Below are 24372 nucleotides of genomic sequence, written 5' to 3'. Positions count from 1 at the left end.
GGTGTCGATGTCGGCCGGGGTGGTGCCGGTCTGCTCGAACAGCTTGTGCAGGGCGAGGACCGGCGCGTAGCCCATCAGCTCCGGCTCGAGCGCGGCGGTGGCGACGGACTCGATCACCGCGAGCCCACCCAGGTCCCGTTCCTGCGCGACGGACTCGCGGGCGAGGACGACGACGCCGGCGCCGTCGTTGATGCCCGAGGCGTTGCCGGCGGTGACCGTGCCGTCCTTCTGAAATGCCGGGCGCAGCTTCGCGAGGGTCTCGACGGTGGTGTCGGGCTTGGGGTGCTCGTCGGTGGTGACGACGGTGGGCTTGCGGCCGCCGATCTCGACGGGGGTGATCTCCTCGGCGAACGCGGCGCGGGCGGCGGCGGTGGCCGCGCGGCGCTGCGATTCGACGGCGAACTCGTCCTGCGCCTCGCGGCTGATGCCGTACTCGCGGGCGACGTTCTCGGCGGTGACGCCCATGTGGATGCCGTGGAACGGGTCGGTGAGCATCCCGACGGTGCCGTCGACGAGGGTGCGGTCGCCCAGCTTGTAGCCGGAGCGGGCGCCGAAGTCGTAGAACGGCATCCGGGACATGTTCTCGTCGCCGCCGGCCAGGGCCAGATCCACCCCGCCCCAGCGCATCTGCATCGCCGCCGACCAGATCGCCTGCAGGCCCGAGCCGCACAGCCGGTTGACGGTGTACGCCGGCACCGAGACCGGCAGACCCGCCGCCAGCGCGACCCGACGCGCGTTGTAGGCATCCGGGCCGACCTGCCCGATGCAGCCCATGACGACCTCGTCGATGTCCCCGGCCGCCACGCCGGCGCGCTGCAGGGCCGCCTTCGCGGCGGTCGCGCCGAGCTCGTGGGCCGGTACGTCCTTGAACGCGCCGCCGAAGCTGCCGACCGGGGTACGCGCACCGTCGACGATGACGATCCGTTCCGGAGTGCTCATCTCACGTCCCATCTCTCGCAGGAACGGCACCGAGTGCCATCTCTTGCCCACGACGATACCGGAGCAGTGAGCCGCAACACAGTCGGGTGGCACTGCGGCGCAAGACGGGCAGCCGTCAGGCCGGGTCGCTCAGGTCGCCCCGGTGCACGCGCTCGGCCGCCGCGGCCGACCCGAGCTCCGCCCGGGCCTGCGGATTTCTCGCGTAGAAGTCGAGCATCCGATACAGCAGCACCGGGTCGCCGTCGAACTTGCGGGAGTCGACCTCGATCACCGGTTCGCGGGGCAACCGGTCCAGGCGGAACAGCCGGCTGGTCCGTCGTCGCGCCCAGGCGGCGGCCGGCGTGCCCAGCACCCAGATCTCGGGGAATCCGTGATGGACGGCGTGCACCCCGGCCACCGAGACCCACGGCAGGTACGACTCGATGGTCCAGCCGCGTTGCCGGATCCCGTCCGGGGTCAGCAGCAGCGCCCCTCGGCGGATCCCCCCGCGCAGCACCTCCGCGACGAACGCCGCGCAGGGCAGCCCGAAGGCGGCGAGCAGCACACTCACCCACGGAACGCCGTCGTCGAACAGGACTATCTCGACGGCCGCGCCGAGCGAGAGCAACGCCGCGCTCGTCGTCATCGCCCCCATCAGGTGGAAGACGGCGCCGGAAGCGCGGATCTCGGTGGCCCCGCGGCCCCGCGACTCCACGAACCGGATCTCGGGGTCGCCGCGGCGCGGACGCCAGTACACGTATCCGAAGAGCGCCGTGAGGGCCATCAGGCCGGACAGGATGAGGAAGAACCGGGTCACCGCCCAGGCTCCCGCCTGCCCAGCATCCCAGGCCCGCCAGAGCGAGACGAGGATCACGACGCCGGCGAGGGCGATCGCGGCGACGACCCGGGCGCTGAACTTCGGGGGCGGCCATTCCTCCGGGCGGATCAGCGGCACGACGTCGGACTCGTCTTCATCGGTGCCGTGCACAAAACACCCGTCCCACTGAGTTCCCCTTCCGGAAGCGCCGGGGATCCCACCGCCCCGACCGGTTGCCGGTAGGTGGGGAACGCTACCGCAGGGCCTGCGGATTGTGGTTCACGACACGCGCCGGGGCGGGCGTCCACGGCGGAGAAGGGACCTTCGACCCTACGTCCGAGGGGCCCGACGAGGCGGATACTCGACGGTGTGACCATTGCCACAAATGCCACGGGACGGACATAAAGCCCAGTTCAAAAGGTGTTCAACTCGTGTTGGCCGGCCGCCGGACGCGGGACACGAAAATCTTGTCTACGGATGAGTAACACTGGCGCCGACGGGAACGACACAATCATCGACGATCCAGACGAGACCGGAGGAATCTGCATGACTGTCCAGCTTGATTCGCCTGGCTTCGAGTCCGCCCGCGAGGTGGTTTCGGCCCAGGAAGACCTCGGTCGACTGTTCGACGAGATCGGGACGCTCGATGCGCAGATCCTCGAGGCGATCGAGCGCCGCAGCGAGCTGTCGCGCCGGGCGGGCATCGCTGCGAAGGAGTCCGGGACCGCGCGGCAGGCCCAGAACCACGAGATGCGGGTCCTCGACCGTTTCGCCGAGCTCGGCGCCGACGGCAAGACCCTGGCGATGACGCTGCTCCGCCTCGGACGCACCCGCCTGTCCTCCTAGACCCGACGACTTCGCGCGGCCCCCGCACCGGATCGGTGCGGGGGCCGCGTCGGATCGGTGCGGGGGCCGCGTCGTCGTTGCCACCCGAAGAGCCGTGGCCGCCCGAACGCAGGTACGGCGGTCAGCGCCTCGCGTGCAGGAGGCCGTCCCGCACCCAGGCCGGCTGCGGCGTCTCCAGCTCGAACTCGGCGAACGCGCGGCCGGCGACGGCGGCGATGCCCGCCGGCGGCAGCTCCTCGAACTCACCGAGCACGAGGGCGATCTGCTCGACCGGCGGCAACGTCGAGAACAGGACGGCGTCGTCGCCGCAGCCTTCCGCACGCCGATGCGCGGGCGTCTCGGCGTGCAACAGGTACACGAACCACGACACGGCGTACGCGCAGAGTTCGGGACCGATCGGGCCCCGCCACGTCGCGACCGCACGCGCCAGCGCCCGGTCGAAGACCGGGGCCGCGCGCTCGGAACCGACGGACAGCAGCCGCGCGCAGGCCGCGAGGTCCGGGAGCTGGCCTTCCATGACCTCACGCAGGCCACGCGGGGGAACGTCCAGGTTGCCCGCGGACCCGCCACTCGGGTCCGGCGGCATGATGTACATCGTCCGCTCCCTCCGCGCTTTCCCCGTCGGGGAAACCGATGCCGTTTTCCCGTCTATCGTTCTGCGGCACCCGAACGTGACGTACCCCATACGGTCACCGCAGGAGTGCCTTGACCTCCAGGAACTCTTCGAGACCGAAGACGCCGGCTTCGCGCCCGACGCCGGAGTGCTTGTAACCGCCGAACGGTGCGTCGGTGTTGAAGGCGCCCCCGTTGATGGAGACCTGCCCGGTGCGCAGCTGTCGTGCGACCCGCTCGGCCCGGGCGCGATCGGCAGACCAGACCCCGCCGGAGAGCCCGTAGTCGCTGTCGTTGGCGATGCGCACGGCGTCGTCCTCGTCGCGGTATCCGATGATCGACAGGACCGGACCGAAGATCTCCTCGCGCGCGATCGTCATGTCCTCGGTCACGTTCGCGAACACGGTCGGCCCGACGAAATAGCCGGTGCCGAGGCCGGTTTCGCGGCCGTCGAGGACCAGCTCGGCGCCCTCCTCGATGCCCTGGTCGATGTAGGACCGCACGCGCTTGAACTGGTTGGCGTTGACCAGGGGGCCGAGCCGGGTGGTGGCCGCGGCGGGATCGCCGACGGTGTAGGCCCGCGCGACCTGCTCGGCGAGCGCGGCCACCTCGTTCATGCGCTCGGCGGGGACGAGCATGCGGGTCAGTGCCGAACAGGTCTGCCCGGAGTTCAGGAAGCACTGGGCCACGCCGTCGGTGACGGCCCGGGTCAGGTCGGCGTCGTCGAGGATGACGTTGGCGGACTTGCCGCCGAGTTCGAGGGCCACCTTCTTCACCGTCTCCGCGGCGACGACGGCGACGCGCTTGCCGGCGCGGGTGGAGCCGGTGAACGAGACCATGTCCACGCCGGGATGCGCGGCGATGGCCTCCCCCACCACCGGCCCGTACCCGCTGACGAGGTTGAACACGCCGGGCGGCAGGCCCGCCTCGTCGCAGATGTCGACGAGCGCGTAGGTGATCAGGGGCGCCACCTCGGTCGGCTTGAGCACGACGGTGCAGCCACCCGCGAGGGCGGCGAACACCTTCAGGACCACCTGGTGCAGCGGGTAGTTCCACGGCGTGATGGCGCCGACGACACCGATGGGCTCGCGCACGATCAGGGCGTTGCCCACCTCGCCGGCGTCGAAGTCGTAGGTCGCGGCGAGTTCGGCGTAGCGGGTGATGTTCTTCAGCGGCATGCCGATCTGGACCGGCTTGGCCAGCGTCACCGGCATGCCCATGTCACGGGAGACCAGCGCGGCGAGATCGTCGATGCGCTCGGTCATGAGGGCCGCGACCTTGCCGAGGTGGGCACCGCGTTCGGCGCCGGTGAGCGCCGACCACGCCGGGAACGCCGCCCGAGCCGCGCGTACGGCCCGGTCCACGTCCTGTGCCGTGCCTTCGGCGACGACGGCGATGACGTCCTCGGTGGCCGGGGCGATCACGTCGATCCGGCCGGTGCCGTCGGAGTCCACCCATTCGCCGCCGATGTAGATCTTCGTGCGGTCGAGCACGCTGTTCATATCGTTCCTTCTCCGCCGAGTGATGTGCTTCACACGCAGCGTACGACGCGTCCCCGACGGGCCGCGGGAAGCGGGTCCGGCCCCGTCGCGGCGCGTCAGGGCCGGATCTCCAGGGCGCGCTGGAGCGTCGGCCACGCCTTGGGCAGCTGGTCGCGCCAGTAGCCCCAGGCGTGCACGCCGACGGGTTCGTAGGTGACGGTGACGGGGATCTTCAGGGCGCCGAGGCGTTCCTCGAGCCGCTGGGTGCACATCCGCGAGCCGGCCTCGAGGATGCCGCCGGCGACGAGGGTGCGCGCCAGGTCCGGGGTCTCGGGCGTCTCGTGGGGACCGGGCACGCCCGTCGCGGCGGACAGGTAGAGCTCCTTGCCGGCGAGGTTCTCGGCGTGCGCGACGGTGTCGTGCTCGGCCCACTCCCGGGTGCCGGGCGGACCCCACATGTTCACGACGTCGCCGCCCTGCGACGAGGTGCTGGTCTGCACGACGGCGCTGCCGAGCAGGTCGCCCGTCGAGTAGCAGCCGCTGAAGGCGGCGACGCCCCGGTAGAGCTCGGGGTGCCGGTGGGCGAGCATCATGGCCGCCTGCCCACCCATCGAGTTCCCGGCGATCGCGTTGACCCCGTTGCTGTTCAGCCGCGCGGCGAGCAGCGGCGGAAGCTCCTCGGTGAGGAAGGTTTCCCACTTGTTCAGGCCGAGCTTGGGGTCGGACTGCTGCCAGTCGCTGTAGAGGCTGCCGCGGCCGCCGTTGGGCATGACGACGTTGACGTTCTTGTCGGCGAAGAAGGCGGGCGCGCCGCCGATGTTCATCCAGCCGCTGGTGTGGTTGCGGGCGCTGACCCCGTCGAGCAGGTACAGGGTGGGGCGCGGGGCCGAGTTGTCGGCGGGCAGCAGGACCTCGACGCCCACGTCGCGGCGCAGGGCGGGGCTCGCGACGGTCAGCCGCACGGCGCGTTCGGAGATCGGGGTCTCCCCCACGATGGCCGGTGTCGCGATGTCCCGCAGCTCCGGCAGGGGGCCGGGGTCCTCCTGGAAGGCCGCCGGCACCGACGAGCCGGAATTCGACCCGGTGCCGGGTGCCGCGACGGCGACCCCCGCCCCCAGCACGGAGACGGCGGCGAGTGCCGTCCCGGCCGTGAACAGGCGGACGAGTGCCGGGCGCTGAACATCAACCACGAGGGCCTCCCTAAACCTCAAGTTAAGGTTGAGAGTAGCTCGAGCATCGCCCCCGCGGCGTCTTTTCGGACCGCCGCCGATCCCGAAAGACGCCACGGCGGCGGAACCGCCTCCTACACTTGGCACAGGCCACGGGAGGAGTCGCCGATGCCCGACCGCTCTGCCGCACGCACCGAACGGGCGCCCGCCGTCGAGCGCCCCGCACAGCTCCGCAACGTCGTCCTCGTCGGTTGCAGCGGGGTCGGCAAGACCACCCTCGCCGAATCCCTGGCCCTGGCCGCCGGTGCCGTGGGCCGCGCCGGACGCACCGCCGACGGCACCACCGTCTCCGACTACGAGGCGATCGAGCAGCAGCACCGCCGCTCGGTGCAACTGGCCGTGCTGCCGCTCGAGTGGAACGGCGTGAAGATCAACATCATCGACACCCCCGGGCATCCGGACTTCGACGCCGAGGTCCGCGCGGGACTGCACGCCGCCGACGCGGCCGTATTCGTCGTCTCCGCAACAGATCCCATCTCCGCCGCCACCCGCACCCTGTGGCGCGAATGCGCCGAGACCGCGATCCCGCGCGCCATCGTCGTCTCCAAGCTCGACGTCGCCCGCACGGACTTCGACGAGATGCTCACCGCCTGTCACGACGCCTTCGACCTCGGGCCGGACACCCTGCGCCCCGTGTACGTGCCGGTCTTCGACGGCGGCCGCCCGTGCGGCTCGATCGATCTGCTCACCGGCCGCGGCTACGGCCATCCCGCCGCCGTGCCGGACACCGGCGCCGCGCGCGAGAGCCTCGTCGAGGCAATCTCCGGCCAGGACGACACGCTCATGGAGCGCTACCTCGCCGGCGAGGCCCTCGACACCGAGTCCCTCGACGAGGGGCTGCGGCACGAGATCGTCGACTGTGCACTGCATCCCGCGCTCGCCACCACCGACTACGGGGTCGGCGCCGCCGAACTGCTCGATCTCGTCGCGATGGCCTTCCCCGACCCCACCCACCGTCGTCCGCCCGCCCCCGCCGCCGATCCCGCGGGGCCGTTGACGGCGCAGGTGATCCGTGTCGCCGGGGATGCGTACGTCGGGCGCATCAGCCTGGTGCGGGTGTTCTCCGGAACGCTGCGCCCCGACACGACGATCCGGCTGGCCGGGTCCGCCGGCGACGACACCACCGAGCGCGTCGCGACCCTCACCAGCCCGTTCGGCCGGCAACAGCGACCGGTGCCCGAGGCCGTCGCCGGCGATCTGGTGTGCATCGCCAAGCTCGTCACCGCCCAGCCCGGCGACACCCTCTCCGAAGCGGGGGCATCGACCCTGCTGGACCGCTGGCCGCTGCCCGAGCCGCTGCTGCCCGTGGCCGTCGAGGCCCACAGCCGCAGCGACGACGACAAGCTCTCGCAGGCCCTCTCCCGGCTGACCGCCGAGGACCCCGCCCTGCGTCTCGAGCAGAACCCCGACACCCACCAGCTGGTGCTGTGGTGCACGGGCGAGGCCCACGCCGAGGTCGTCCTCGACCGGCTGCGCACCCGCCACGGCGTGAACGTCGACGCCGTCCCGTACCGGGTGGCGCTGCGCGAGACGTTCGCGGCCCCCGCCAAGGGCCACGGCCGCCTCGTCAAACAGTCCGGCGGCCACGGCCAGTACGCGGTGTGCGACGTCGAGGTCGAACCGCTGCCCATCGGCGGCGGCATCGAATTCGCCGAACGCGTCGTCGGCGGCGCCGTGCCCAGGCAGTTCTTCCCGTCCGTCGAGAAGGGCGTGCGTGCGCAGGCCGCCAAGGGTGTGGCCACCGGAAACCCGCTCATCGACGTCCGCGTCACCCTCGTCGACGGCAAGGCACACTCGGTGGACTCCTCCGACGCCGCGTTCCAGACCGCGGCCGGGCTGGCGCTGCGCGACGCCGCCACCCACACCGAGGTCAAGCTGCTCGAACCCGTCGCCGCGGTGCGGGTGATCCTGCCCGAGGAGTATCTCGGCGCCGTCCTCGGCGACCTGTCCGCCCGGCGCGGCCGGGTCCTCGGCACCGAGAGCGCCGAGCCGGGCAGGACCCTGCTGCGCGCGGAGGTCCCCGAGCTCGAACTCGCCCGCTACCCGGTCGATCTGCGGTCGCTCACCCAGGGCACCGCCGAGTTCGCCCGGATGCACCTGCGCTACGAGGCGATGCCCGCCGCGGTGGCGGCGCAGTTCACCGGCGGCCAGGAGACGGCCACGTCGAACGGCAAGTCCCGCAGCGGAAGCCGGTAACGCGTCCGGCGGCGGATCCTCACTCCCGCAGCAGCAGCGACGCCAGTTCCGCCGGGCGGGCGAGGGCGGGCAGGTGCCCGCTGTCGATCACCTCGGGCTCCACGCCCAGCCGCTCGCGAGCGAGGCGCTCGATCAGCGGCAACGGGAACAACCGATCGTGACGGCCCGCGATCACCCGCACCGGCACGTCCGGCCACCGCGGCGCCCGCCACGCCGGCTCGAACGCCGTCTCCGACATGCCCGGCTGCTCGTGCGCGAAGGCCTCGTCGACCACGTCGGCGGGCACGTCGTGGAAGAACAGCCCGCGCGGATCCAGCGGCGCGTCCGGATCGCGCCCCTCGGCGACGTCCTGCGCGCGCTTCGCCTCGGCCTGCCCCACCGCCGACCACCACTGCCCCGGCGACTCGCCCGGCGCCGGAATCATCGGGGCCACCAGGATCAGCCCGTCGACGGGCATCCGCTCGGCGGCGATCGCCGCGGTGAACGCGGACATCGACTGCGCCACCAGGGTCGGCGGCCGCGCGACGTCACGGCCGGCCGCCACCACGACGTCGGCGAAGGTGTACTGATCGGCGCCGGGATCGGTGTACGGCAGGTCGACCGGGACGACCTCGTGCCCACACTCGCGCAGCAGCGGCACCACCCGGTGCCAGTACCACGAATCCGAGCCGGCCCCCGGCAGCAGGACGAAGGCACGGGTCATGTCATGGCATCGGGCATCGGCGGCTCCCGGTCGGTGACGACACGGCCCGGTCAGTCCGGCGCCTCGTCGCCCGTCACGATCGGCTTCTGCTCCTCGCGGTCCGAGACGCTGCCCTCGACGCCCTCCTCCTCGCGCTCGCTCTCGACCCGCTTCTCCATGTCGTCCACCAGGTTCTCCAGGTCTTCCCGGGTGACCGGGGCCGGGCGGTCGGTGGCCTCCACGGGCTCTTCGCGCTCATCGCGCTCATCCGGACTTCCCACGGTGTGACGTCCTTTCGATGTCGGCCGGCGTCCGCCGGTTCGGCCCTCTCGCAGTACCCGGTCTCCCGCACCCCGAAACGGCGCGGGCGGTCGCCGGGCGCAGATCACATCGTCGGAAAGGACTCCGAGGGGCGCTCCCCCTCGTCGTACACCGTCTCGGGCGAGCCGATGATCAGCGGATCCGGGGTGCGGACCACGCGCGGATCCTTGCCGGTGTAGTCGAAGCGGTGCAGCACCCACTTCATGGCCTCGATCCGCGAGCGCTTCTTGTCGTTCGCCTTGACGATGGTCCACGGCGCGTGCGGGGTGTCGGTGTAGAACAGCATCGCCTCCTTCGCCTCGGTGTACGCGTCCCACTTGTCGAGGCTCGCGAGGTCCGTCGGCGAGAGTTTCCACTGCTTGACCGGATCGGTGCTGCGCGCGACGAACCGCGCGTGCTGCTCCTCGCGGCCCACCGAGAACCAGAACTTGACCAGATGGATCCCCGACTGCACCAGCATCCGCTCGAATTCCGGTGCGGAGCGGGTGAATTCGCGATACTCGTTCGGGGTGCAGTAGCCCATCACCCGTTCGACGCCGGCCCGGTTGTACCAGGACCGGTCCATCAGCACGATCTCCCCACCCGCCGGCAGGTGCTCGACGTAGCGCTGGAAATACCACTGCGTGCGTTCACGCTCGGTGGGCTTCTCGAGCGCCATCACCCGCGCGCCGCGGGGATTGAGGTGCTCGGTGAACCGCTTGATCGCCCCACCCTTGCCGGCCGCGTCGCGGCCCTCGAAGATGATGACGATCTTCTCGTCGTACTCCTTGACCCAGGCCTGCAGCTTGAGCAGTTCGATCTGCAGCCGGCGTTTGCGGGCCTCGTACTGCCGCCGCGTCATCTTCGTGTCGTACGGATACCCGTGCCGCCACGGTTCGTCGACGTCGGCGACCAGGTTCTCGCGGCCCGACTTGCGCAGCAGCTCGCCGATTTCGTCGATCTCCGGGGTGACGTCGACCTGGCCGTCCGACGCGAGTTCGAACGGCTCGCCGTTCTCGTTCAACTCGTCCACTCCGTGAGATTACCGCCGGCACCCGCACCCCGCGGTTCGATCGGGTGTGCGACCCGCTGCACATTCGCCCGTTCCCTGCCCCACCCTGTAGGCTTCGGGTATCGATGGGCATCTCGCGTCGAGCCTCCCGCTCGATGGGCCCCGATTGGAACATCTTTCCGGCTGATTCGCGGCCGACCAAGGAGCGTCCTGTGACGCACACACCGCCTCCACATCCCGGCACCCGCCGGGATGCGCCGGCACGGGCGGGAACGCAGCCGTTCCCCGAGCCCACACGCACCCCGCGGCTGCTGCTGCGACCTGCCGGGGCGCCCACGTCGTCCGTCGACGGCGCATGGTTTCCCTGGACCTCGAACATCACCTCGGAGCTGCACGACCTGATCTCGGCGCTCGCCCCGTGGCTCGGGTCCGTCGCACGGATCGCGTTCGAATGGAATGCGGTCAGCTCCGCTCAGCGACGCATCGACGACGTCGACGACATCGAGATCACCGGTCCGATTCCCGGACAGCCGGCGAACCTGATGTATCTGTTCGGCAAGAACAACACGCGGATCGCGCTGACGCTCGTCGATCCCCACACCGATCCGGACCGCGCCTACGAAATCATGCGAACAGTCGCCGATGCGCCCGGCGACCACTGACCCTTCCCTCCCCGATCGCTCCACAGAACAGGACACCATGCAGCACCACGAGTACCCGATCTTCCTTCAGCCCGGCAAGCCCGCCGAGCCGGACACCACCGCCGACCTCGAGGCGGACACCCGGCGTCACGGACCGTACGACTACTCCGGCCTCTTCTCCGCACCGAACTGAGCGCCCGCCGCCGCTTTCATGATCGAACAGCACGCGCTGCGCCGATGCAGGGTTCACACTGAGGTCCGATGATGTTGTCATCCTGCCGACCCTGGGAGCTGCGATGCGCCGTCTTTCGATCCTCGCCGTGAGCGCATTCGTGGTGGTGGCCGCGGCCTGCGGCTCCGACACCGGCACCGAGGACTCCGCGACGACGACCACCCGCGCGCCCGACGCGGCCCAGGCCGAGAAGTTCCAGGCCGCGCTCGACGACGTGCGCAACGACTTCAAGTTCCCCGGTGTCGTCGCGCGGGTGATCACCGCCGACTACGAGTGGACCGGCAGTTCCGGGACCGCAGGCCAGGACTCCACCGAGCCCCCGACCGCCTCCGACCACACCCGCATCGGCAGCATCACCAAGACGTTCACCGTCACCGCGGTGCTCCAGCTGATGCAGGACGGCAAGCTGTCGCTCGACGACCCCATCGGCAAGTACGTGCCGGGCCTGCCCAACGGCGACACCGCCACCCTGCGCCAGCTCGCCGACATGACCAGCGGCATCCCCAGCTACACCTTCGACGAGAACTTCCAGAACCAGCTCTTCGGCGACCCGACCAAGCCCTGGACTCCCGAGCAGCTGCTCGACATCGTGCGCGGAGCGCCGCCGAACTTCCCGCCCGGGGAGAAGTGGGAGTACTCGAACTCGAACCTCATCGCCCTCGGCCTGGTCGTCGAGCAGGTCAGCGGGCTGAGCCTGGGCGACTACATCACCGGGAAGATCATCGAGCCGCTCGGGATGCGGGAGACCTCCTTCCCCGACACCGCCGAGATCCCCTCCCCCCACCTCGAAGGCATCACCGAGCAGGGCCAGCCGGAGGGGCAGACCACCGACCCCACCAACTGGGATCCCTCGTGGGCATGGGCCGCCGGGGCGATGATCTCCACCCTCGACGACCTGCAGATCTGGGCGAAGGCCATCGGCACCGGCGAGGGGCTCTACGACCAGCAGACCCAGGACGTGCGCATGTCGTCGTTCCTGTACGGGCTGCCACCGAACACCGCGACTGCGGCGTACGGGCTCGGGCTCGGCGACGCCGACGGCTGGCTCAGCCACACCGGCGAGCTGCCCGGTTTCAACACCTACTTCGGCTACGACAAGAACACCCAGGACATCATCCTCGTGGCCGTCAACAGCGACATCCCCAATGCCCAGAACCAGAACCCCGCCCCCGCCGTGGTGCAGAAGCTGCAGGCCGCGCTCGCCGGATCCTGACCGGGACGAGGCCGTGGCGGCCCTCACGTCGGCCGGATCCGGCGTGATCCGCCGTTATCGTGGGTGAGGTGACTGCACCACTCCTCGCCGCCATACCGGCCGACGCCGCCGTCCCGACCGAGGGCCTCGCCGGCTGGGCGCTGTCCCTCATGGACCGGCTCGGCGGCGTCGGAGCGGGGATCGCGATCGCGCTGGAGAACTTCTTCCCGCCGCTGCCCAGCGAGGTCATCCTGCCGCTGGCCGGGTTCGCCGCGAGCCTGGGCAGCTTCACCCTCTTCGGGGCGCTGTTCTGGACCACTCTCGGCTCGCTCGCCGGCGCCCTCGGCCTCTACGCGGCCGGGCGCGGCGTCGGACCGGACCGCATCCGCCGGATCGTCGACAGGCTCCCCCTCGTCGACGTCGCGGACCTCGACCGCACCACCGCATGGTTCGAGCGGCACGGCAGCAAGGCCGTGTTCTTCGGCCGGATGGTCCCGCTGTTCCGCAGCCTCATCTCCATCCCCGCCGGCGTCACCCGCATGCCCGCGTGGCGATTCGCGCTGTTCACCACCGCCGGCAGCCTCGTCTGGAACACGATCTTCGTCCTCGCCGGCTACGGGCTGGGAGCGAACTGGGCGCGGGTCGAGCCGTACGCGTCGGTGTTCCAGAACATCGTGATCGCCGCCGTCGTCCTGTTCCTCGGCTACGCGATCGTCAAGCGTGTCCGGAAGCGTCGCGCGCAGAGCGACGCGAGCTGAACCACGACACTGCGCCCGGGCGGGATCAGAACATGACGCCGGCGAACGGCGCCGACGCCGTCGCGAACAGCTGCTCGACCACCGGCAGCGCCTCCTCGTCGTGCACCCGCACCAGGCCGGCGACCTCCAGCTGATGCCACCGCGTCCCGCCGAGCAGCGTCGCGGCGAGCGCGGACACGTCCACCTCGAGCTGCGCCGGCTCGTCCACCCGCTCGGCCCCCGCCGCCGAGATCCGATACGTCCCGGTGTTCTCCGGGAGACGCTCGTCGATCACGGCCAGCCGCACCTCTCCGGTGCCGGCGTAGGTCCGCGCACGCAGCGCGGCCGGCACGTCGACGATGCGCAGCCACGTCTCGTCGCCGGCACTGCGCAAGCGCACCGCGCGCGAGTCCGTCAGCAGCCACGGCAGCGGATCGTCCTGCGGGAGCGCGGCGAAGACGAACGTGTCGACGAGATCGAGGTTCAGCAGGAACCGGAGCAGGCCCAGGTAGGCGGTGCGGGTCGGGGCGAAGAAGTCCTCGACGACGACCGTCCGATCCCGGCTGCCGAACCACATGTCGGTGCCGATCGGCCGGTACCGGGCAAAGCCCGTCTCCTCGCCCGGCTCACCGTGCACCGCGACGTACCGGGGCTCGCGGTCCCCGACGATCCGGTGCTCCTGCGACCGCCACCACGGCGGGATGCGATCGATGCTCCCGGGCCGCGACGACGGATTTGCGTCGGCAATGCGCGACAGCAGGTCCCACGCGTGGTGCGGATCGACGAGCCGCACCGGTTCGCCCTCGCCCACCGACGGGCGCAGCACCGCCCGCCGCACGTCGAGCTCGACGGTGTGCGTCGTCGTGGCGACGCCGTACCCGAAGCGGCCGTAGATCGTCGCCTCGGAGGCCCGCAGCGACGTCACCACCTCACCCCGGTCCTGGGCATCGCTCAGCTGACGACGCATCAGCGCCGAGAGCACGCCCCGCCGCGTGTGCGTGGGCAGCACGCCGACGTGCGTCACGGCGGCGTGCGGAACCCTGTGGCCGCCGGGCAGCACCATGCCGCTCGACGCCGACTCCACCGTGCCGACCATCTGCCCGTCGACGAACGCCCCGAGGGTGCGGCCCTGTTCGCGCTGGGTGAGGATCTGTCCCGGCTCGAGCGGATTCGGCGCCGGCATCCCGATCATCGCGGTACGGAACAGCTTCGCCGCCGTCAGCAGCTCGGCTTCGGTGTCCAGGACTCGAATCTCCGGCATTACCGCAGCATACGGGGATCACGGCGACGGGACCGCCCAGACGTGCCCTCCGCCCGGGCCCGCCGTTCATCGAAACACCGCCGCCGCCCCACCGAACAACAGGACACCGACCAGCAGCGACGGGACCGCGACGCTGGAGATGGCCAACCCCGTGCCGAATCGACGGACCGGCCCGCGGAACGCCGTCAGCAATCCCCCACCGACGAGTGGACTGAGGTACGGCCACGCTGCGCCGCCGCCGGCAATGCCGAGAGGGACCGACGCCACGCACCCCAGTCCGCACAGCGCCCCGACGAAGCTCTCCGGGCCGAACCAGTCGATGCGATTGGTCCACCACGACTCACGGCTCACCGCGACAACAACCACACGACACAGAGAACTACCGCGGCCCCACCGACTCCGAGCGCAATGCCGCGGTCACGTTCGGCGCGTGAGCGCGCCAGCACGGCAGCGACGGCACCCATGAGTGCGGCGACGACAACGAGGATCCACCCTTCCGTCGGGTTCGCCCGATGGTCGATCATGCCGATCGCGGCGACAATCCCGACGAACATCGACGCTCCGCCGGCTGCGGCAAACGGCAGGGACCACGTGGCGGCCTCCCAGAAGCCGATCCGATCGAGCCGTTGCGAAAGCCCAGGCGGGAGGACCGGCCGAATCATTGGACGACCACCACACGAAGCGCATCCTCCGTACCACCGAGCCGCGTGGGCTGGTGCGGATCCGCATCCGGACGAGTCCCCGCCTCGTAAGGTGGCAACTGAGCGTACGCAGACCTGAAACGCTCGAACGATTCCGTTCCGACCCCGATCGAATGATGGAACGGAAGGTTGATGAGCGGTCCGTATTCGCTGCCGCTGTCGGCAGGGTCGATCGTGACAGTTTCCGTACCGCCCATGGGCGTATCCCGATAGACCTCGAGCGCCGGGTAATCCGTGATCACACCGTCGACAGCAATTCCTTCCGCCCGCGGCGATACCACAATGTCACCGTTGACCGTATGCGTTGGCGTCGACACATCCGGAGCGAGAGGGTTTCTCGCGTGGTACTGGATCCGAACGGCACCGTCGGCCGCCTGCTGGACGTCTACGGTCGGCACACCGACCCGTACGTCACCGTCGACCGACACCGAAGGATTCTGACGGGCGATCACCATGCCGTTCTCGTAGTCGACGTAGATCGCGACTCGTGTGTCCTCGACGTCGAATCGGGGGTCCTCGGACCGATGGTCACCCAGATCCTGCGGCAGGTTCACCACCGTTTCGGACGTGATGTAGAGCCCGATCCGCACTACGCCCTGACCCGGCACGGGTTCGATCCGACCTGCGACGACCTCCGGCCCCACTCCCGCGTACTTCTCGGCATAGCTGTTCGCCACAAGGATGTACGCCGTCTCCCAGTCCACCGGATCGAGCGGGAGCAGACCCGTGACTCGCTCGAACGCACCAGCGGCATCCGCCCGCCGCTCGTCGCCGGAGTCTCCCCCCGGGGCAGGCGTGGGTCCGGCGAGAACCACGTCCGTGGGAAATCGAACCTCGTCCGATTGCATCGCGGAGAGCGACTCGAGCGCTCTGCGCATCGCCGACGCAACCCGAGCGTCTTCGTCGCCCAATACGGTCAACGCGCGGGCAATTTCCGTCTCGTGTCGGCTCGCGACTTCTGTGGATGCTCCGGCCATATCGACCGCCACGACGCGCCCATCGTTCGCAACCCGAAACCCCTCACATTCCGCCAACGCGATGGCATGCACTACGTATGAACGCGCAGCCTCGATGCTCGAGGCTCCGCGGCGAGCAACATCGGCACAGCGTTCGAGAGCCCCTGCTGCGCGATTCGCCGCGTCGACGAACCGCTGAATCCAGCTGCGTTCGTGATCTCCGGCTGCTCCTCGCCAAAACCGGTACGAGTCGTCGAAGTCGCGCTCCATGTCGCGCTTACGCCGGTCGATCTCGTCACCAAGATCTTCCCATTCAGCTGCGATCACGACCAGCGAAGCGGTGTCCCAGCGTTGGGCGTGCTCTCTCGTCGCCGGACTCACACTCTGCCCCGCAGGTCGCGCAACGCGTCGGCCGACGCACGATCCACCTCCGAATACGAATCCGCAGCAGCTTCAGCCCTCACCGCCACATCGCGCAGACGAGCGGCCAATCGGGACATCGATGCGACCACGGCTGTCCACACCTCTTCACATGCAATCGCGGTACACGATCCGGAAAGCAGATCCCCGACTTCCGACCTGTCGGTGCATTTCTCCAGTGCGGCACCGGCGTCCGCAGTCCTTGCTGCAAGCAACCGGAGTTCTTCCGGCACGACGAAAACGCTCTCCCCCATGCAGTTGCCCCCTGTGTCCCCAACCTGCCCGATGCACCTTACACAGAAGGACCGCCCCTACTTGCGACTGTCGGATGACCCGATGCCGAAAACCTGACGGCTTCCGCGGCAACGCTCACCGAGTCGGCAGACTCCCGGTCGTCCCGCCCATCAGTCGCCAGTGCCTCGCGTTCGAGCGGTGGCATTCCCATGCCGTCGGCGCGCTACAGTACCCGGGCCGATGGACATCATGGGGGGATTTCATGGCCGGGGAACTTCGTCTGGATCCGCAGACGATCGACGAGATCGTCGCGATCTGCGACACCATGCTCGGAACGCTGAAAGACGCGGCTGAGAAGGCTGGCAATCTGACCGATGCGCCCAGCTTCGGCGGCTTCGCGTCGGCCGAGGCTCTCCGCGCCGGATTCGTGCGCAAGGCCCAGGGCACACCCGAATCGCTCTACGAACGGCTCGAACAGTTCTATGTGGTGCTCAAGGACATGCGGGACCTCTTCGCCGCCGGTGGCGAGGGTTTCCTTGCCGCCGAGTACGACTGGATGCAGCGTGTGCACGGCGCGAGTTCGGACGAGCAGTGACCAGCCGCCGCACCGCCGGTGCGCTGCTCGCTGTCGGGGTGCTTGCCGCCTGCGCGCCGTCCACACACTCCGCCGTCACGGGTGAGCCGCCGACTCCCGTGACCACCACGACACGCGTGCCGCGCCTGGTCGACGAATCCGACCGACCGCTCGTCGCCTTCGACCCCTGCCTTGACATTCCCGACGACGTGCTCACCGCCGCCGGCTACGACCCGAGAACCGAGGACAATGCGGACTTCGCCGCCACGCATTTCACGATGCTCGGCTGCTCCTACGACGGCATCGTGCACATCCCCGGAATCCTGGCCAACTATGGTCTTTCCGTACTGTCCGCCAACTTCGACTTCGAGGAGGAGCGGCAGAAGGCCACCGGCAACGGTGATGACATGGTGCTCACGGAACTCGCCGGCCGGAGAGCACTGTTGAAGACCAATACGTCCCTGCCGTACCGATGCGGCATGAGCGTCGAAACGTCATATGGGGTGCTCATATTCGGCCGAATCCACTTCCGCGACAGCAGCGCTCCCCTGCCGGAATCACAGTGGTGCGTCGGCCTGGAGGACACCGTCGGTCGGATCGTCGCGGTTCTCGACGACTTCGAATCGACATCGCGCTGAACGGCATTCGCATCCACATGATTCAGGCAGAGAGCACCACCTTTGTGTCGGTGCCTCGCGCTACAGTCGATCACACTGGAGGAAACCACAGAGGAGGCGATCAGTGAACGACAGCACGGACGTCCCGGAGATCAACACCTGGGACGGAATGATCGACTGGCTCGTTGAATCGTTCACCGACAAGCCGACGGGTCTCGTCATCGACCTGGGACCGAGCGGCTACGTCGTTCCGCGCGACTACGACGAAAGCCCGTTGGTGTGCGCGCAGGTACACGTGCTGGCAGACGGTGTGCTGATGGTCCGCCGCTCCCGGACCGTCCTCGGCCGGCTGCGGCTGGACACTCACGCTGCGGAGGGGCTCGAGCTCGATCGGTGGTTCTTCGACGGTCACTTCGACGACTGCACCGAGGGCTACCTCTTCACCTGCGACGTCACCTTGGCTGCCGACGCATGCGTTTCGTGGTTCCGCGACAGCCCGGACGCGCCCCCGCTCGACGAACTGGGATGCGAGTACGAGTTCCCCGACACGCTTCCGATCGGCACGTAGCCCCCGGCGTGATCCGCGCGGCTCGTTCCGGTCAGCTGTGCCGCTGTCCGAGCAGACGCTCGAGGCCCGTCTGCCCGACGATCGATATCCTCTGCCCGAGCCGCAGGCGTTCCCGCACCGCGTACAGCTTGCGTCCTTCGGACTCGTTCAGTCCGTTGCGGACGTCCCCTCGCACAAGGAGCGTGGTCGAGTCGCCTACGGCATCCTGCACGTGTCCGCCGGCGCGCCGGACGAGCTCCGCGGCCTCGTTCCGGGTCCATCGCTGGAGCTTGCCGGTGAAGACCATCCGATGGCCCTCCAAGGACGCGGGGCCCCGTCCCGACCGCATGCTGACTTTCGCCAGCGTCGTCATTGCCTCACGTGCGTCGAGTGCGTCGACGTACTTCTTCGCCTTGGCGGCCGTCGCGTGCCAGATCCAGCACTTCAGATCGTCCGGCGCCGTCAGAGTTCGCAGTTGCTTCACGTCGCGTGCCGTCCAGATCTCGCCACTCAGCAGGGTGCACGCGAGAAGTCCCAGTTGGAACACGTCGTCGCCGGGGCCCCAGTTGTGGTGGACCCACACCGCGTCCGGAACGAAGTCGGGCGTGAAAGCGGTCACCTTCGCCTTGCGGGGATCGAGTGTCATCCGGGAAATACCGAAGTCGCCGAGGACGAGCCGTCCACCCCGGAGGAAGACGTTCTGGGGTGTGATGTCGCGGTGCGTGATGCCGACGTTGTGCATCGTCGCGAGCAATTTCAGTAGCGCGCCGACCTCCGTGCGCACCCGCGACGGACTCCACCCGCGACCGTTCGCCTCGACGAGGTCGGCGACGGTTCCATCCGGCATGTACTCGAACACGAGCAGGTGCAGGCGCCGTCGCCCGCCACGACCGGCGGCAACGACGAACGAGTCGTGTAGCGCGACGGCCCGGTCGTTGCCGTGGAGCAATCGACCGAAGAACGCCTCCCCGTGCCAATCGTCGATGTTGTGACACACTTTGACGCACACTCTCCGGACCCGACGACCCGAGTTCCGCGCGAGGCGGTAGGCCAGGTAGGTCTCACCGAATCCGCCCTCGCCGATCCGCTCGCAGAGCTCGTAGCGAATCCCGTCATCGTTGACCACGGATCCGCCGACCTCGAGTCGTCCCACCCCGCCTCCCGCCCGTCGGTCCCGACAGCGACGATATCGAAGGAAGGCGCCCGATCGCCTTTTCCCGCGTCCGAGGTTCCGGGATGTGGATGAGCAACCGGATCGAGCGCGCGCCCGGCTCGTCAGTGCGTGCACGTCTGCCTCGAGTCGTGCAACGACCACCCGGCGTGTCCTGTCCAGACCGGCGCTGCCTCCCCGGAAATTCGAAACGGCGATGCCCAGCGACCACGCGCCCCCGAGGCCGCTGCGCTCTGCCCAGTGAGACGCGCAAGAGTGCTCGGAGCGGTGAGCGGAAGACCGAGTAGTGAGGCCTACGTCATGCTGCTCGTTCGAACCAGTCGACCGCGAGGTCGGCGACCTCGGTTGGAGCGTCGTCGGTGATGAAATGCGCTGCGTCGTCGACGTAGGCGAACTCGATGCGATCGGCGTACCGCCCCGGATTGCGGCAGATGCGCCCCAGCTGTTCGTTCCACGGGCGGTCTTGGCGGCCGAACACGACGAGGGTCGGCACCGTGAGCCTCCGACGTCGATAGACCCCCCGTGCCATGCGCACGGCTTCGGGCAGCACCATGCCACGCAGGAGCGGACGCACCGCGCCGTCGATGTCGGGGCGGTGCATCGGGGCGAGGTGCGCTTCGACGGTTTCCTCCGACATCGGGCGGGCAACGTACGCCTGGGAGAAGGTTCCGCGCAGTGAGGCGCCCGGGCGGTGCCAGACCAACGAGGGCAGGTGCCGGAAGCCTGGCAGGACCTTCGGACTGAACGTCATGAAGGCCGGGGGCACGGCGAGTTGCACTGCCGTGCGAACCCGCTCGGGGTGGTCGTAGGTCAGCTGCACTGCGGTCAGGACGCCCATGTCGTGGGCGACGAGGTGGGTGCGCTCGATGTGGAGGACGTCGAAGAGGGCGAGCAGGTCGCGGAGCCTGGTTTCGCGCTCGACACGCGGATCGTCCGCCACGGTCCAGCCGGCCCCGCGCAAGTCGGGGCAGATGACTCGGTAGCCGCATTCGGCGATGACCGGAGCTATGGCGTGCCATTGCCACCAGTGCTCGGGAAATCCGTGCAACAGCACGACCGGCTCACCTTCGCCGAGGGCGGCGACGTGAGTATGCAGTCCGGGCGTCTCCACGACGAGATGGTCGAAGCCGGACGCCTCGGGCAGCGGCGGCGACCAGGCCGAGGCGGGCGTGGGCACGGCGACCCCCTTCGCACGGTGGAGATACCACGTTCATAGTGAACCTCTCGGAAAGGGTGTGTCCATGCCGGCGGCTACCCGGGAGCGCGGACTCGAGGCAAGGGCGAAGGGACAGGAGGGCGTCCCTGTGGGCGGACAGCTGATCTCCCTGATGCGGACAGCTGATCTCCCTCTCCGCGGTCAGGTGATCTCCTCGAGCTGGTTCCCCACCCGTCGGGCGCTCCTCGGCGGAATCGACGACTGGATCGCCGAACGCGAGCGCGCCGACCTCGAGCCAGCCTCACGCGGTGACGGTGGAACGGTTCCGGCCGCCCCTGGCCCTGTTCGCGGTCGACGCCCCGAGCGTGACATGAGAATCGTGAAGCGGATGTTCAGGATGCGGCACGCGCGGTGACTGCCGAATTTGGTGGTCGGCCGCACTCAGCGCTCGCGTTGTTCCTGGGACGATCAATTCCATTCACAAGCTACGCCGTCGTCGTCCCGATCGAGTTCAAGTCTATAGCCCGCCTGACCGCGCAAGAGCGGTGCAACGCCGGCATCGCGGGCAGCGTCGCAATTCTTGTAATAGGCGAACGATTCAGGCGCCGGCGGTGGTGGGGTGTACTCGGGCGTGTTCACCGGTGGGGCGGGCACGTACGTCGTGGTCTCCGACGGCATGTACTCGGGAGGCGGCGGCCTGAACACGGTGGTCGTCGGTACAGAGCTCGATGACACGATCTCCGACGGTGTGCGAATTGCCTCTGGCGAAGTCTGCTGTGTCGTGGCCGCCGAGGAGAGTTCACGAGTAGTCGTCGTGGATGACACTTGCGGCGGTTCTACCGGGCGGTCGGAGTTCGAGCTGTTCACGCCGGCCAACACGCTTCCTCCGACAACAATGAACATCACCACACCGACCGCCACGAGCCCCCTGTTTGCACGTTGATTCGCTGGGGTCTTCCGCGTCCTCCGCTCTGGCACCGCCTCGGCCAACTTCGACAAGCGGGCAAAAGTCGCGGCACCGACAGACTTGGCGACCGCAAGTAGCAGTCTCCTAGCTTGCTCCGCTTCATGCCTCTCCCAGACCTTCATCGTCTGGTCTCGGGGATCGGTAGGCCGCTCATGACGAGACTCGGCCTTCTTCTGCGAAGGCCACGACGGAGGCGCCACCGTATCGGGCGCGCAGAGTCCTACCTTGTTGCGCTCAGTGACGCGACCGGCACGATCGATCTCGAACAATTGGATCCGATGCGTTCTTGCATAGTCGACAGCCGTTGGTCCGTAGCCGTTGATCGCAAAGTACGCTCGCGTCTCGGCCGTACCTATATCGCGATCCATGTAGAAGCTCGTCAGTTCGGATCGGCTGACGGGGGCGGCACGAACAGTTACCTTCGCAACCAACCCCGGTGCCCGAATATTCATGCGGCTCGATCCACCGCCGGCAGTCGGGACGAACCCGAGAGACCTCAGGTAGCGCTCAGCGATGGCTTTCGCCTCTGATGGCGTCATGCTCTCGGCCATAATGCCCTCGCCGGTCCTACTTCAAGATCATCGATGCGAAAGCGCATTCACGCTGATTCACTCATTGAGGTAATCGTTCGGTACGAATAGGCCATTACGCACCGGCAGACGTACAGCAGACGGTCGTGGGCCGTCTCCCCCTGGACGGGCTTCGCCAACCTCGCGCTTTCACGGTGGTTCGTGAGTGCAGGATGTCGCAGACAAAGAATGACGCCCTGAACTGCGAGGTTATGGCTTGCCCAGGGTCATGTCGGAGCAGTTCGAGGAGCACCTTTCAGATAAGCAAGCCTTCTCCTCCTGCCCCGTCTGTCGACAACCCTCGCCGATCTGCTCGCAGAGTTCGTAGCGGATCCCGTCATCGTTGACCACGGATTCGCGGATCTCGAGTTGTCCCCCACCGCCTCCCGCCTGCCGGTCCCGACAGCGACGATATCGAAGGAAGGCGCCTGATCGCCTGCTCCCGGGTCGGAGGTTCTTCGCAAAGACGTGGATGAGCAACCGGAATCGGACGCGCGCCAGGCTCGTCAGTGCGTGCGGGTCCGCCTCGAGTCCCTCGACTGTCAGGACACGGTCGTCGGTCGACGGCGTATAGGGTGCCGACCATGAGCCCCGCGAGCCTGGACCCGCTCGACGTCGCAGGCCGCGTCGTGCAGTTGCTCGAAACAGGTCGACGGGAATCCACCTACAAGCTTGCGACAGTCATGGCCTTGGTGGACATCTGCGTCGAGAACACGCCCGCGCCCGACGGCAGCCTCGCGGTTCCGATCGACGAGATCACCCACCGGATCGTCGCCTACTACTGGCAGCAGGTGCGGCCGTTTCAGCAGCATGGTCCACTCGCTCAGGTGAAGAGGGGCCGCTCGATGCCGGATCGAATTGCCGAGGCGCGGAACGACTTGATCCGTGAGGGATTGCGCACCGCAGAGGCAGCTCGCGCCGCTTCGCATCCCTCCTATCAGGCCTTGGTGCGCTCGCTGCGGAAAACCGTCGCGCAATACCCGCTCACACACCTGCAGACGGTTCTACATACCCGCATACGCGACGACTTCCTGTTCGATGCTTCCGCGTTCCGCAAGAAGATGACGGTCGCCGACGTCAACCGGGTCGCAATGATCGTCCTACGTCCGGGCGTCCCCGAGGGTCTGCGACGCACCTCGACGTTGCTGCGGGCATTCGTGCGCTCACTGTGGGCGCAGGACGTAATAGCCTTGAACCGTGCCGAGCTCGACGCAGAGGACCTCGACGGCTTTCTGTTCGGTGCCGACCGCGTCGCCTTGCGAGCTCTCGTCGATCCACTCCGCGATCTACAGGGTGATAGGTGCTTCTACTGCGCGACCCGCATGCGCGACGATGTGCAGATCGATCACGTCGTGCCGTGGTCCCTCGTCCCGATCGACGGCGTCGCGAATCTCGTCGCAGCCGACACTCGCTGCAATCTTGACAAGTCCGCTAGCGTGCCGGTCCGGATGCATTTTCGGCGGGCACTGGACCGTGCCCATCTCGATGATGTCGCTGCCGCCACGAAGATGCCGGTGCTTTTTCGGCGAACAGCCTCGGCGGCTGAGGGCATGTACGGATCGTTGCCCGTCGGGTCCCTGCTGTGGCGGCAGGTGCAGGACTACGAGCTTCACACGGGTTGAGGACGACACGAGACGGACCGTGGTTGCGGTCCCCACCGTTATCCGTTTGGTCCAATAGCGGAATGACAGACGCGCCCCTGCCCGAGGAGTTGTCCACTGCGATTGCCGCGATTCGCCGCATGGCACCGGAAGGCGTGCAGGAACACTGGGTCGATGTGGGAGGCGTCAGGTACCCACCCAAGCAGGTACGGGGAATTTTGAGTGGTCGCCCGCGCTCCGGCTACAACACCCATCACGCTCTGTCACAGCTTGGCAAGATCGGTTTCGAGACGAGCGTGAACCGGCCGCACGGAGCCCAGCAGAACGAGCTCGATTCCGCCGAGACCTCGGTCGACACCAGCACGGCGGCATCCGGAACCGATTCGGAAGCGAATGACGGGAATGACGGGGGCACCGGCATGACCACACCCGGAACTTGGCGAATCAGCGACGGCTCGCGGGTGGCATTCGCCGACGCTCGGGCGGCGTGGGCGGTGGCCGCCCAGGGCATTCTCGAGCGCACTGCGCGGCGATACAACGGATTCATCACCTACATGGATCTGGCCGAACAAGTCCACTTCCGCAACGGCGCGCAGATCCTCGATCCGGCCGTTGGTGCACGAGCCGACGAAGACGGTGTCGACCGGCACCTCGCGCAGCGGGGTTCCGGGCTCGAGTCCCATGTACCGCAGCGCCTTCTCGG

General features: G+C 68.6%; 26 protein-coding genes and 1 pseudogene. 10 read left to right on the top strand and 17 right to left on the bottom strand.

What is annotated here, in order from left to right; translation table 11 throughout:
- A partial coding sequence (locus tag AIIKEEIJ_RS00365) for an acetyl-CoA C-acyltransferase (protein WP_161994646.1) occupies window positions 1-939 on the bottom strand: 939 nt, incomplete at its 3' end.
- Between the two features lie 115 nt (window positions 940-1054).
- Window positions 1055-1906 carry a hypothetical protein gene (locus AIIKEEIJ_RS00360; RefSeq protein ID WP_338020886.1) on the bottom strand — a complete coding sequence of 284 codons (852 nt, stop codon included), beginning with the start codon at window positions 1904-1906 and terminating at the stop codon, window positions 1055-1057.
- Window positions 1907-2281: 375 nt separating this feature from the next.
- Here AIIKEEIJ_RS00360 and AIIKEEIJ_RS00355 point away from each other — a divergent pair, with 375 nt between their 5' ends.
- Window positions 2282-2581: a chorismate mutase gene (locus tag AIIKEEIJ_RS00355; protein ID WP_006939464.1), complete on the top strand. Its 300-nt coding sequence runs from the start codon at window positions 2282-2284 to the stop codon at window positions 2579-2581.
- 121 nt (window positions 2582-2702) lie between these two features.
- Here the strand turns inward: AIIKEEIJ_RS00355 and AIIKEEIJ_RS00350 are convergent, their stop codons facing one another.
- From AIIKEEIJ_RS00350 to AIIKEEIJ_RS00340, 3 genes are all read right to left on the bottom strand, one after another.
- Window positions 2703-3176: a hypothetical protein gene (locus tag AIIKEEIJ_RS00350; RefSeq protein WP_006939466.1), complete on the bottom strand. Its 474-nt coding sequence runs from the start codon at window positions 3174-3176 to the stop codon at window positions 2703-2705.
- A 94-nt stretch (window positions 3177-3270) separates the two neighbouring features.
- Window positions 3271-4695: an aldehyde dehydrogenase family protein gene (locus AIIKEEIJ_RS00345; RefSeq protein WP_161994645.1), complete on the bottom strand. Its 1425-nt coding sequence runs from the start codon at window positions 4693-4695 to the stop codon at window positions 3271-3273.
- A gap of 95 nt (window positions 4696-4790) precedes the next feature.
- Window positions 4791-5864, bottom strand: a complete 1074-nt coding sequence (locus AIIKEEIJ_RS00340) for an alpha/beta hydrolase-fold protein (protein ID WP_161994644.1) — start codon at window positions 5862-5864, stop codon at window positions 4791-4793.
- Between the two features lie 147 nt (window positions 5865-6011).
- Between AIIKEEIJ_RS00340 and AIIKEEIJ_RS00335 the strand changes: the two genes are divergently transcribed.
- Window positions 6012-8099, top strand: a complete 2088-nt coding sequence (locus tag AIIKEEIJ_RS00335; RefSeq protein ID WP_006939470.1) for an elongation factor G-like protein EF-G2 — start codon at window positions 6012-6014, stop codon at window positions 8097-8099.
- 19 nt (window positions 8100-8118) lie between these two features.
- Here the strand turns inward: AIIKEEIJ_RS00335 and AIIKEEIJ_RS00330 are convergent, their stop codons facing one another.
- From AIIKEEIJ_RS00330 to ppk2, 3 genes are all read right to left on the bottom strand, one after another.
- A complete protein-coding gene (locus tag AIIKEEIJ_RS00330) occupies window positions 8119-8802 on the bottom strand; it encodes an alpha/beta fold hydrolase (RefSeq protein WP_161994643.1) in 684 nt (227 codons plus the stop codon).
- 50 nt (window positions 8803-8852) lie between these two features.
- Window positions 8853-9062, bottom strand: a complete 210-nt coding sequence (locus AIIKEEIJ_RS00325) for a hypothetical protein (protein ID WP_044476108.1) — start codon at window positions 9060-9062, stop codon at window positions 8853-8855.
- 104 nt (window positions 9063-9166) lie between these two features.
- Entirely contained in the window at window positions 9167-10114 is a 948-nt protein-coding gene (gene ppk2, locus AIIKEEIJ_RS00320) for a polyphosphate kinase 2 (protein WP_006939479.1), read from the bottom strand.
- A 191-nt stretch (window positions 10115-10305) separates the two neighbouring features.
- Between ppk2 and AIIKEEIJ_RS00315 the strand changes: the two genes are divergently transcribed.
- The 4 genes from AIIKEEIJ_RS00315 (at window position 10306) to AIIKEEIJ_RS00305 (ending at window position 12916) form a co-directional block, all read left to right on the top strand.
- Window positions 10306-10755: a DUF5994 family protein gene (locus AIIKEEIJ_RS00315; protein WP_161994642.1), complete on the top strand. Its 450-nt coding sequence runs from the start codon at window positions 10306-10308 to the stop codon at window positions 10753-10755.
- 37 nt (window positions 10756-10792) lie between these two features.
- Window positions 10793-10927: a hypothetical protein gene (locus AIIKEEIJ_RS33560; protein WP_006939481.1), complete on the top strand. Its 135-nt coding sequence runs from the start codon at window positions 10793-10795 to the stop codon at window positions 10925-10927.
- A gap of 103 nt (window positions 10928-11030) precedes the next feature.
- Window positions 11031-12179 carry a serine hydrolase gene (locus AIIKEEIJ_RS00310; RefSeq protein ID WP_161994641.1) on the top strand — a complete coding sequence of 383 codons (1149 nt, stop codon included), beginning with the start codon at window positions 11031-11033 and terminating at the stop codon, window positions 12177-12179.
- A gap of 56 nt (window positions 12180-12235) precedes the next feature.
- A complete protein-coding gene (locus tag AIIKEEIJ_RS00305) occupies window positions 12236-12916 on the top strand; it encodes a VTT domain-containing protein (RefSeq protein WP_161994648.1) in 681 nt (226 codons plus the stop codon).
- A 25-nt stretch (window positions 12917-12941) separates the two neighbouring features.
- Here AIIKEEIJ_RS00305 and AIIKEEIJ_RS00300 read toward each other — a convergent pair whose 3' ends face one another.
- The 5 genes from AIIKEEIJ_RS00300 to AIIKEEIJ_RS34245 form a co-directional block, all read right to left on the bottom strand.
- Window positions 12942-14156, bottom strand: coding sequence for a GNAT family N-acetyltransferase (locus AIIKEEIJ_RS00300; protein ID WP_161994640.1), 1215 nt, complete (start codon window positions 14154-14156; stop codon window positions 12942-12944).
- A gap of 66 nt (window positions 14157-14222) precedes the next feature.
- Window positions 14223-14507, bottom strand: coding sequence for a hypothetical protein (locus tag AIIKEEIJ_RS00295; RefSeq protein WP_161994639.1), 285 nt, complete (start codon window positions 14505-14507; stop codon window positions 14223-14225).
- Window positions 14504-14710 carry a hypothetical protein gene (locus AIIKEEIJ_RS00290; RefSeq protein ID WP_238406133.1) on the bottom strand — a complete coding sequence of 69 codons (207 nt, stop codon included), beginning with the start codon at window positions 14708-14710 and terminating at the stop codon, window positions 14504-14506. Before AIIKEEIJ_RS00290 ends, AIIKEEIJ_RS00295 begins: the two co-directional genes overlap by 4 nt.
- A gap of 104 nt (window positions 14711-14814) precedes the next feature.
- Entirely contained in the window at window positions 14815-16194 is a 1380-nt protein-coding gene (locus tag AIIKEEIJ_RS00285) for a WXG100 family type VII secretion target (RefSeq protein WP_238406132.1), read from the bottom strand.
- On the bottom strand, window positions 16191-16487 hold the full coding sequence (locus tag AIIKEEIJ_RS34245; protein ID WP_202916364.1) for a type VII secretion target: 297 nt from the start codon (window positions 16485-16487) through the stop codon (window positions 16191-16193). The genes AIIKEEIJ_RS00285 and AIIKEEIJ_RS34245 overlap by 4 nt, the downstream gene beginning before the upstream one ends.
- Before the next feature lie 242 nt (window positions 16488-16729).
- Here AIIKEEIJ_RS34245 and AIIKEEIJ_RS00275 point away from each other — a divergent pair, with 242 nt between their 5' ends.
- The 3 genes from AIIKEEIJ_RS00275 to AIIKEEIJ_RS00265 all read left to right on the top strand — a co-directional run bounded on the left by AIIKEEIJ_RS00275 (window position 16730) and on the right by AIIKEEIJ_RS00265 (window position 18226).
- Entirely contained in the window at window positions 16730-17062 is a 333-nt protein-coding gene (locus tag AIIKEEIJ_RS00275) for a hypothetical protein (protein WP_161994636.1), read from the top strand.
- A complete protein-coding gene (locus tag AIIKEEIJ_RS00270) occupies window positions 17059-17679 on the top strand; it encodes a DUF3558 family protein (protein WP_161994635.1) in 621 nt (206 codons plus the stop codon). Before AIIKEEIJ_RS00275 ends, AIIKEEIJ_RS00270 begins: the two co-directional genes overlap by 4 nt.
- Window positions 17680-17782: 103 nt before the next feature.
- Window positions 17783-18226 carry a hypothetical protein gene (locus AIIKEEIJ_RS00265; RefSeq protein ID WP_161994634.1) on the top strand — a complete coding sequence of 148 codons (444 nt, stop codon included), beginning with the start codon at window positions 17783-17785 and terminating at the stop codon, window positions 18224-18226.
- A gap of 31 nt (window positions 18227-18257) precedes the next feature.
- Here the strand turns inward: AIIKEEIJ_RS00265 and AIIKEEIJ_RS00260 are convergent, their stop codons facing one another.
- The 3 genes from AIIKEEIJ_RS00260 to AIIKEEIJ_RS32470 all read right to left on the bottom strand — a co-directional run bounded on the left by AIIKEEIJ_RS00260 (window position 18258) and on the right by AIIKEEIJ_RS32470 (window position 22038).
- On the bottom strand, window positions 18258-19358 hold the full coding sequence (locus tag AIIKEEIJ_RS00260; RefSeq protein WP_161994633.1) for a protein kinase domain-containing protein: 1101 nt from the start codon (window positions 19356-19358) through the stop codon (window positions 18258-18260).
- 316 nt (window positions 19359-19674) lie between these two features.
- Window positions 19675-20553 (bottom strand): alpha/beta fold hydrolase, encoded by an 879-nt coding sequence (locus AIIKEEIJ_RS00255; RefSeq protein ID WP_161994632.1) that lies wholly within the window; start codon window positions 20551-20553, stop codon window positions 19675-19677.
- 447 nt (window positions 20554-21000) lie between these two features.
- Window positions 21001-22038, bottom strand: coding sequence for an excalibur calcium-binding domain-containing protein (locus AIIKEEIJ_RS32470; protein WP_202800289.1), 1038 nt, complete (start codon window positions 22036-22038; stop codon window positions 21001-21003).
- 614 nt (window positions 22039-22652) lie between these two features.
- On the opposite strand from AIIKEEIJ_RS32470, the gene AIIKEEIJ_RS00245 reads away from it, so the two are divergent.
- Window positions 22653-23690 (top strand): HNH endonuclease, encoded by a 1038-nt coding sequence (locus AIIKEEIJ_RS00245; RefSeq protein ID WP_029542793.1) that lies wholly within the window; start codon window positions 22653-22655, stop codon window positions 23688-23690.
- Window positions 23691-24243: 553 nt separating this feature from the next.
- On the opposite strand, the pseudogene AIIKEEIJ_RS00240 reads toward AIIKEEIJ_RS00245, so the two are convergent.
- A pseudogene (locus AIIKEEIJ_RS00240) lies at window positions 24244-24372 on the bottom strand (aconitase family protein); the annotation flags it as partial.

The organism is Rhodococcus sp. YH1, from assembly GCF_009939605.1.
Classification (GTDB): Bacteria; Actinomycetota; Actinomycetes; order Mycobacteriales; family Mycobacteriaceae; genus Rhodococcus; species Rhodococcus aetherivorans.
The sequence above is the reverse complement of the archived record's forward strand: the minus strand, read 5'-3'. Positions and strand labels throughout refer to the sequence as shown.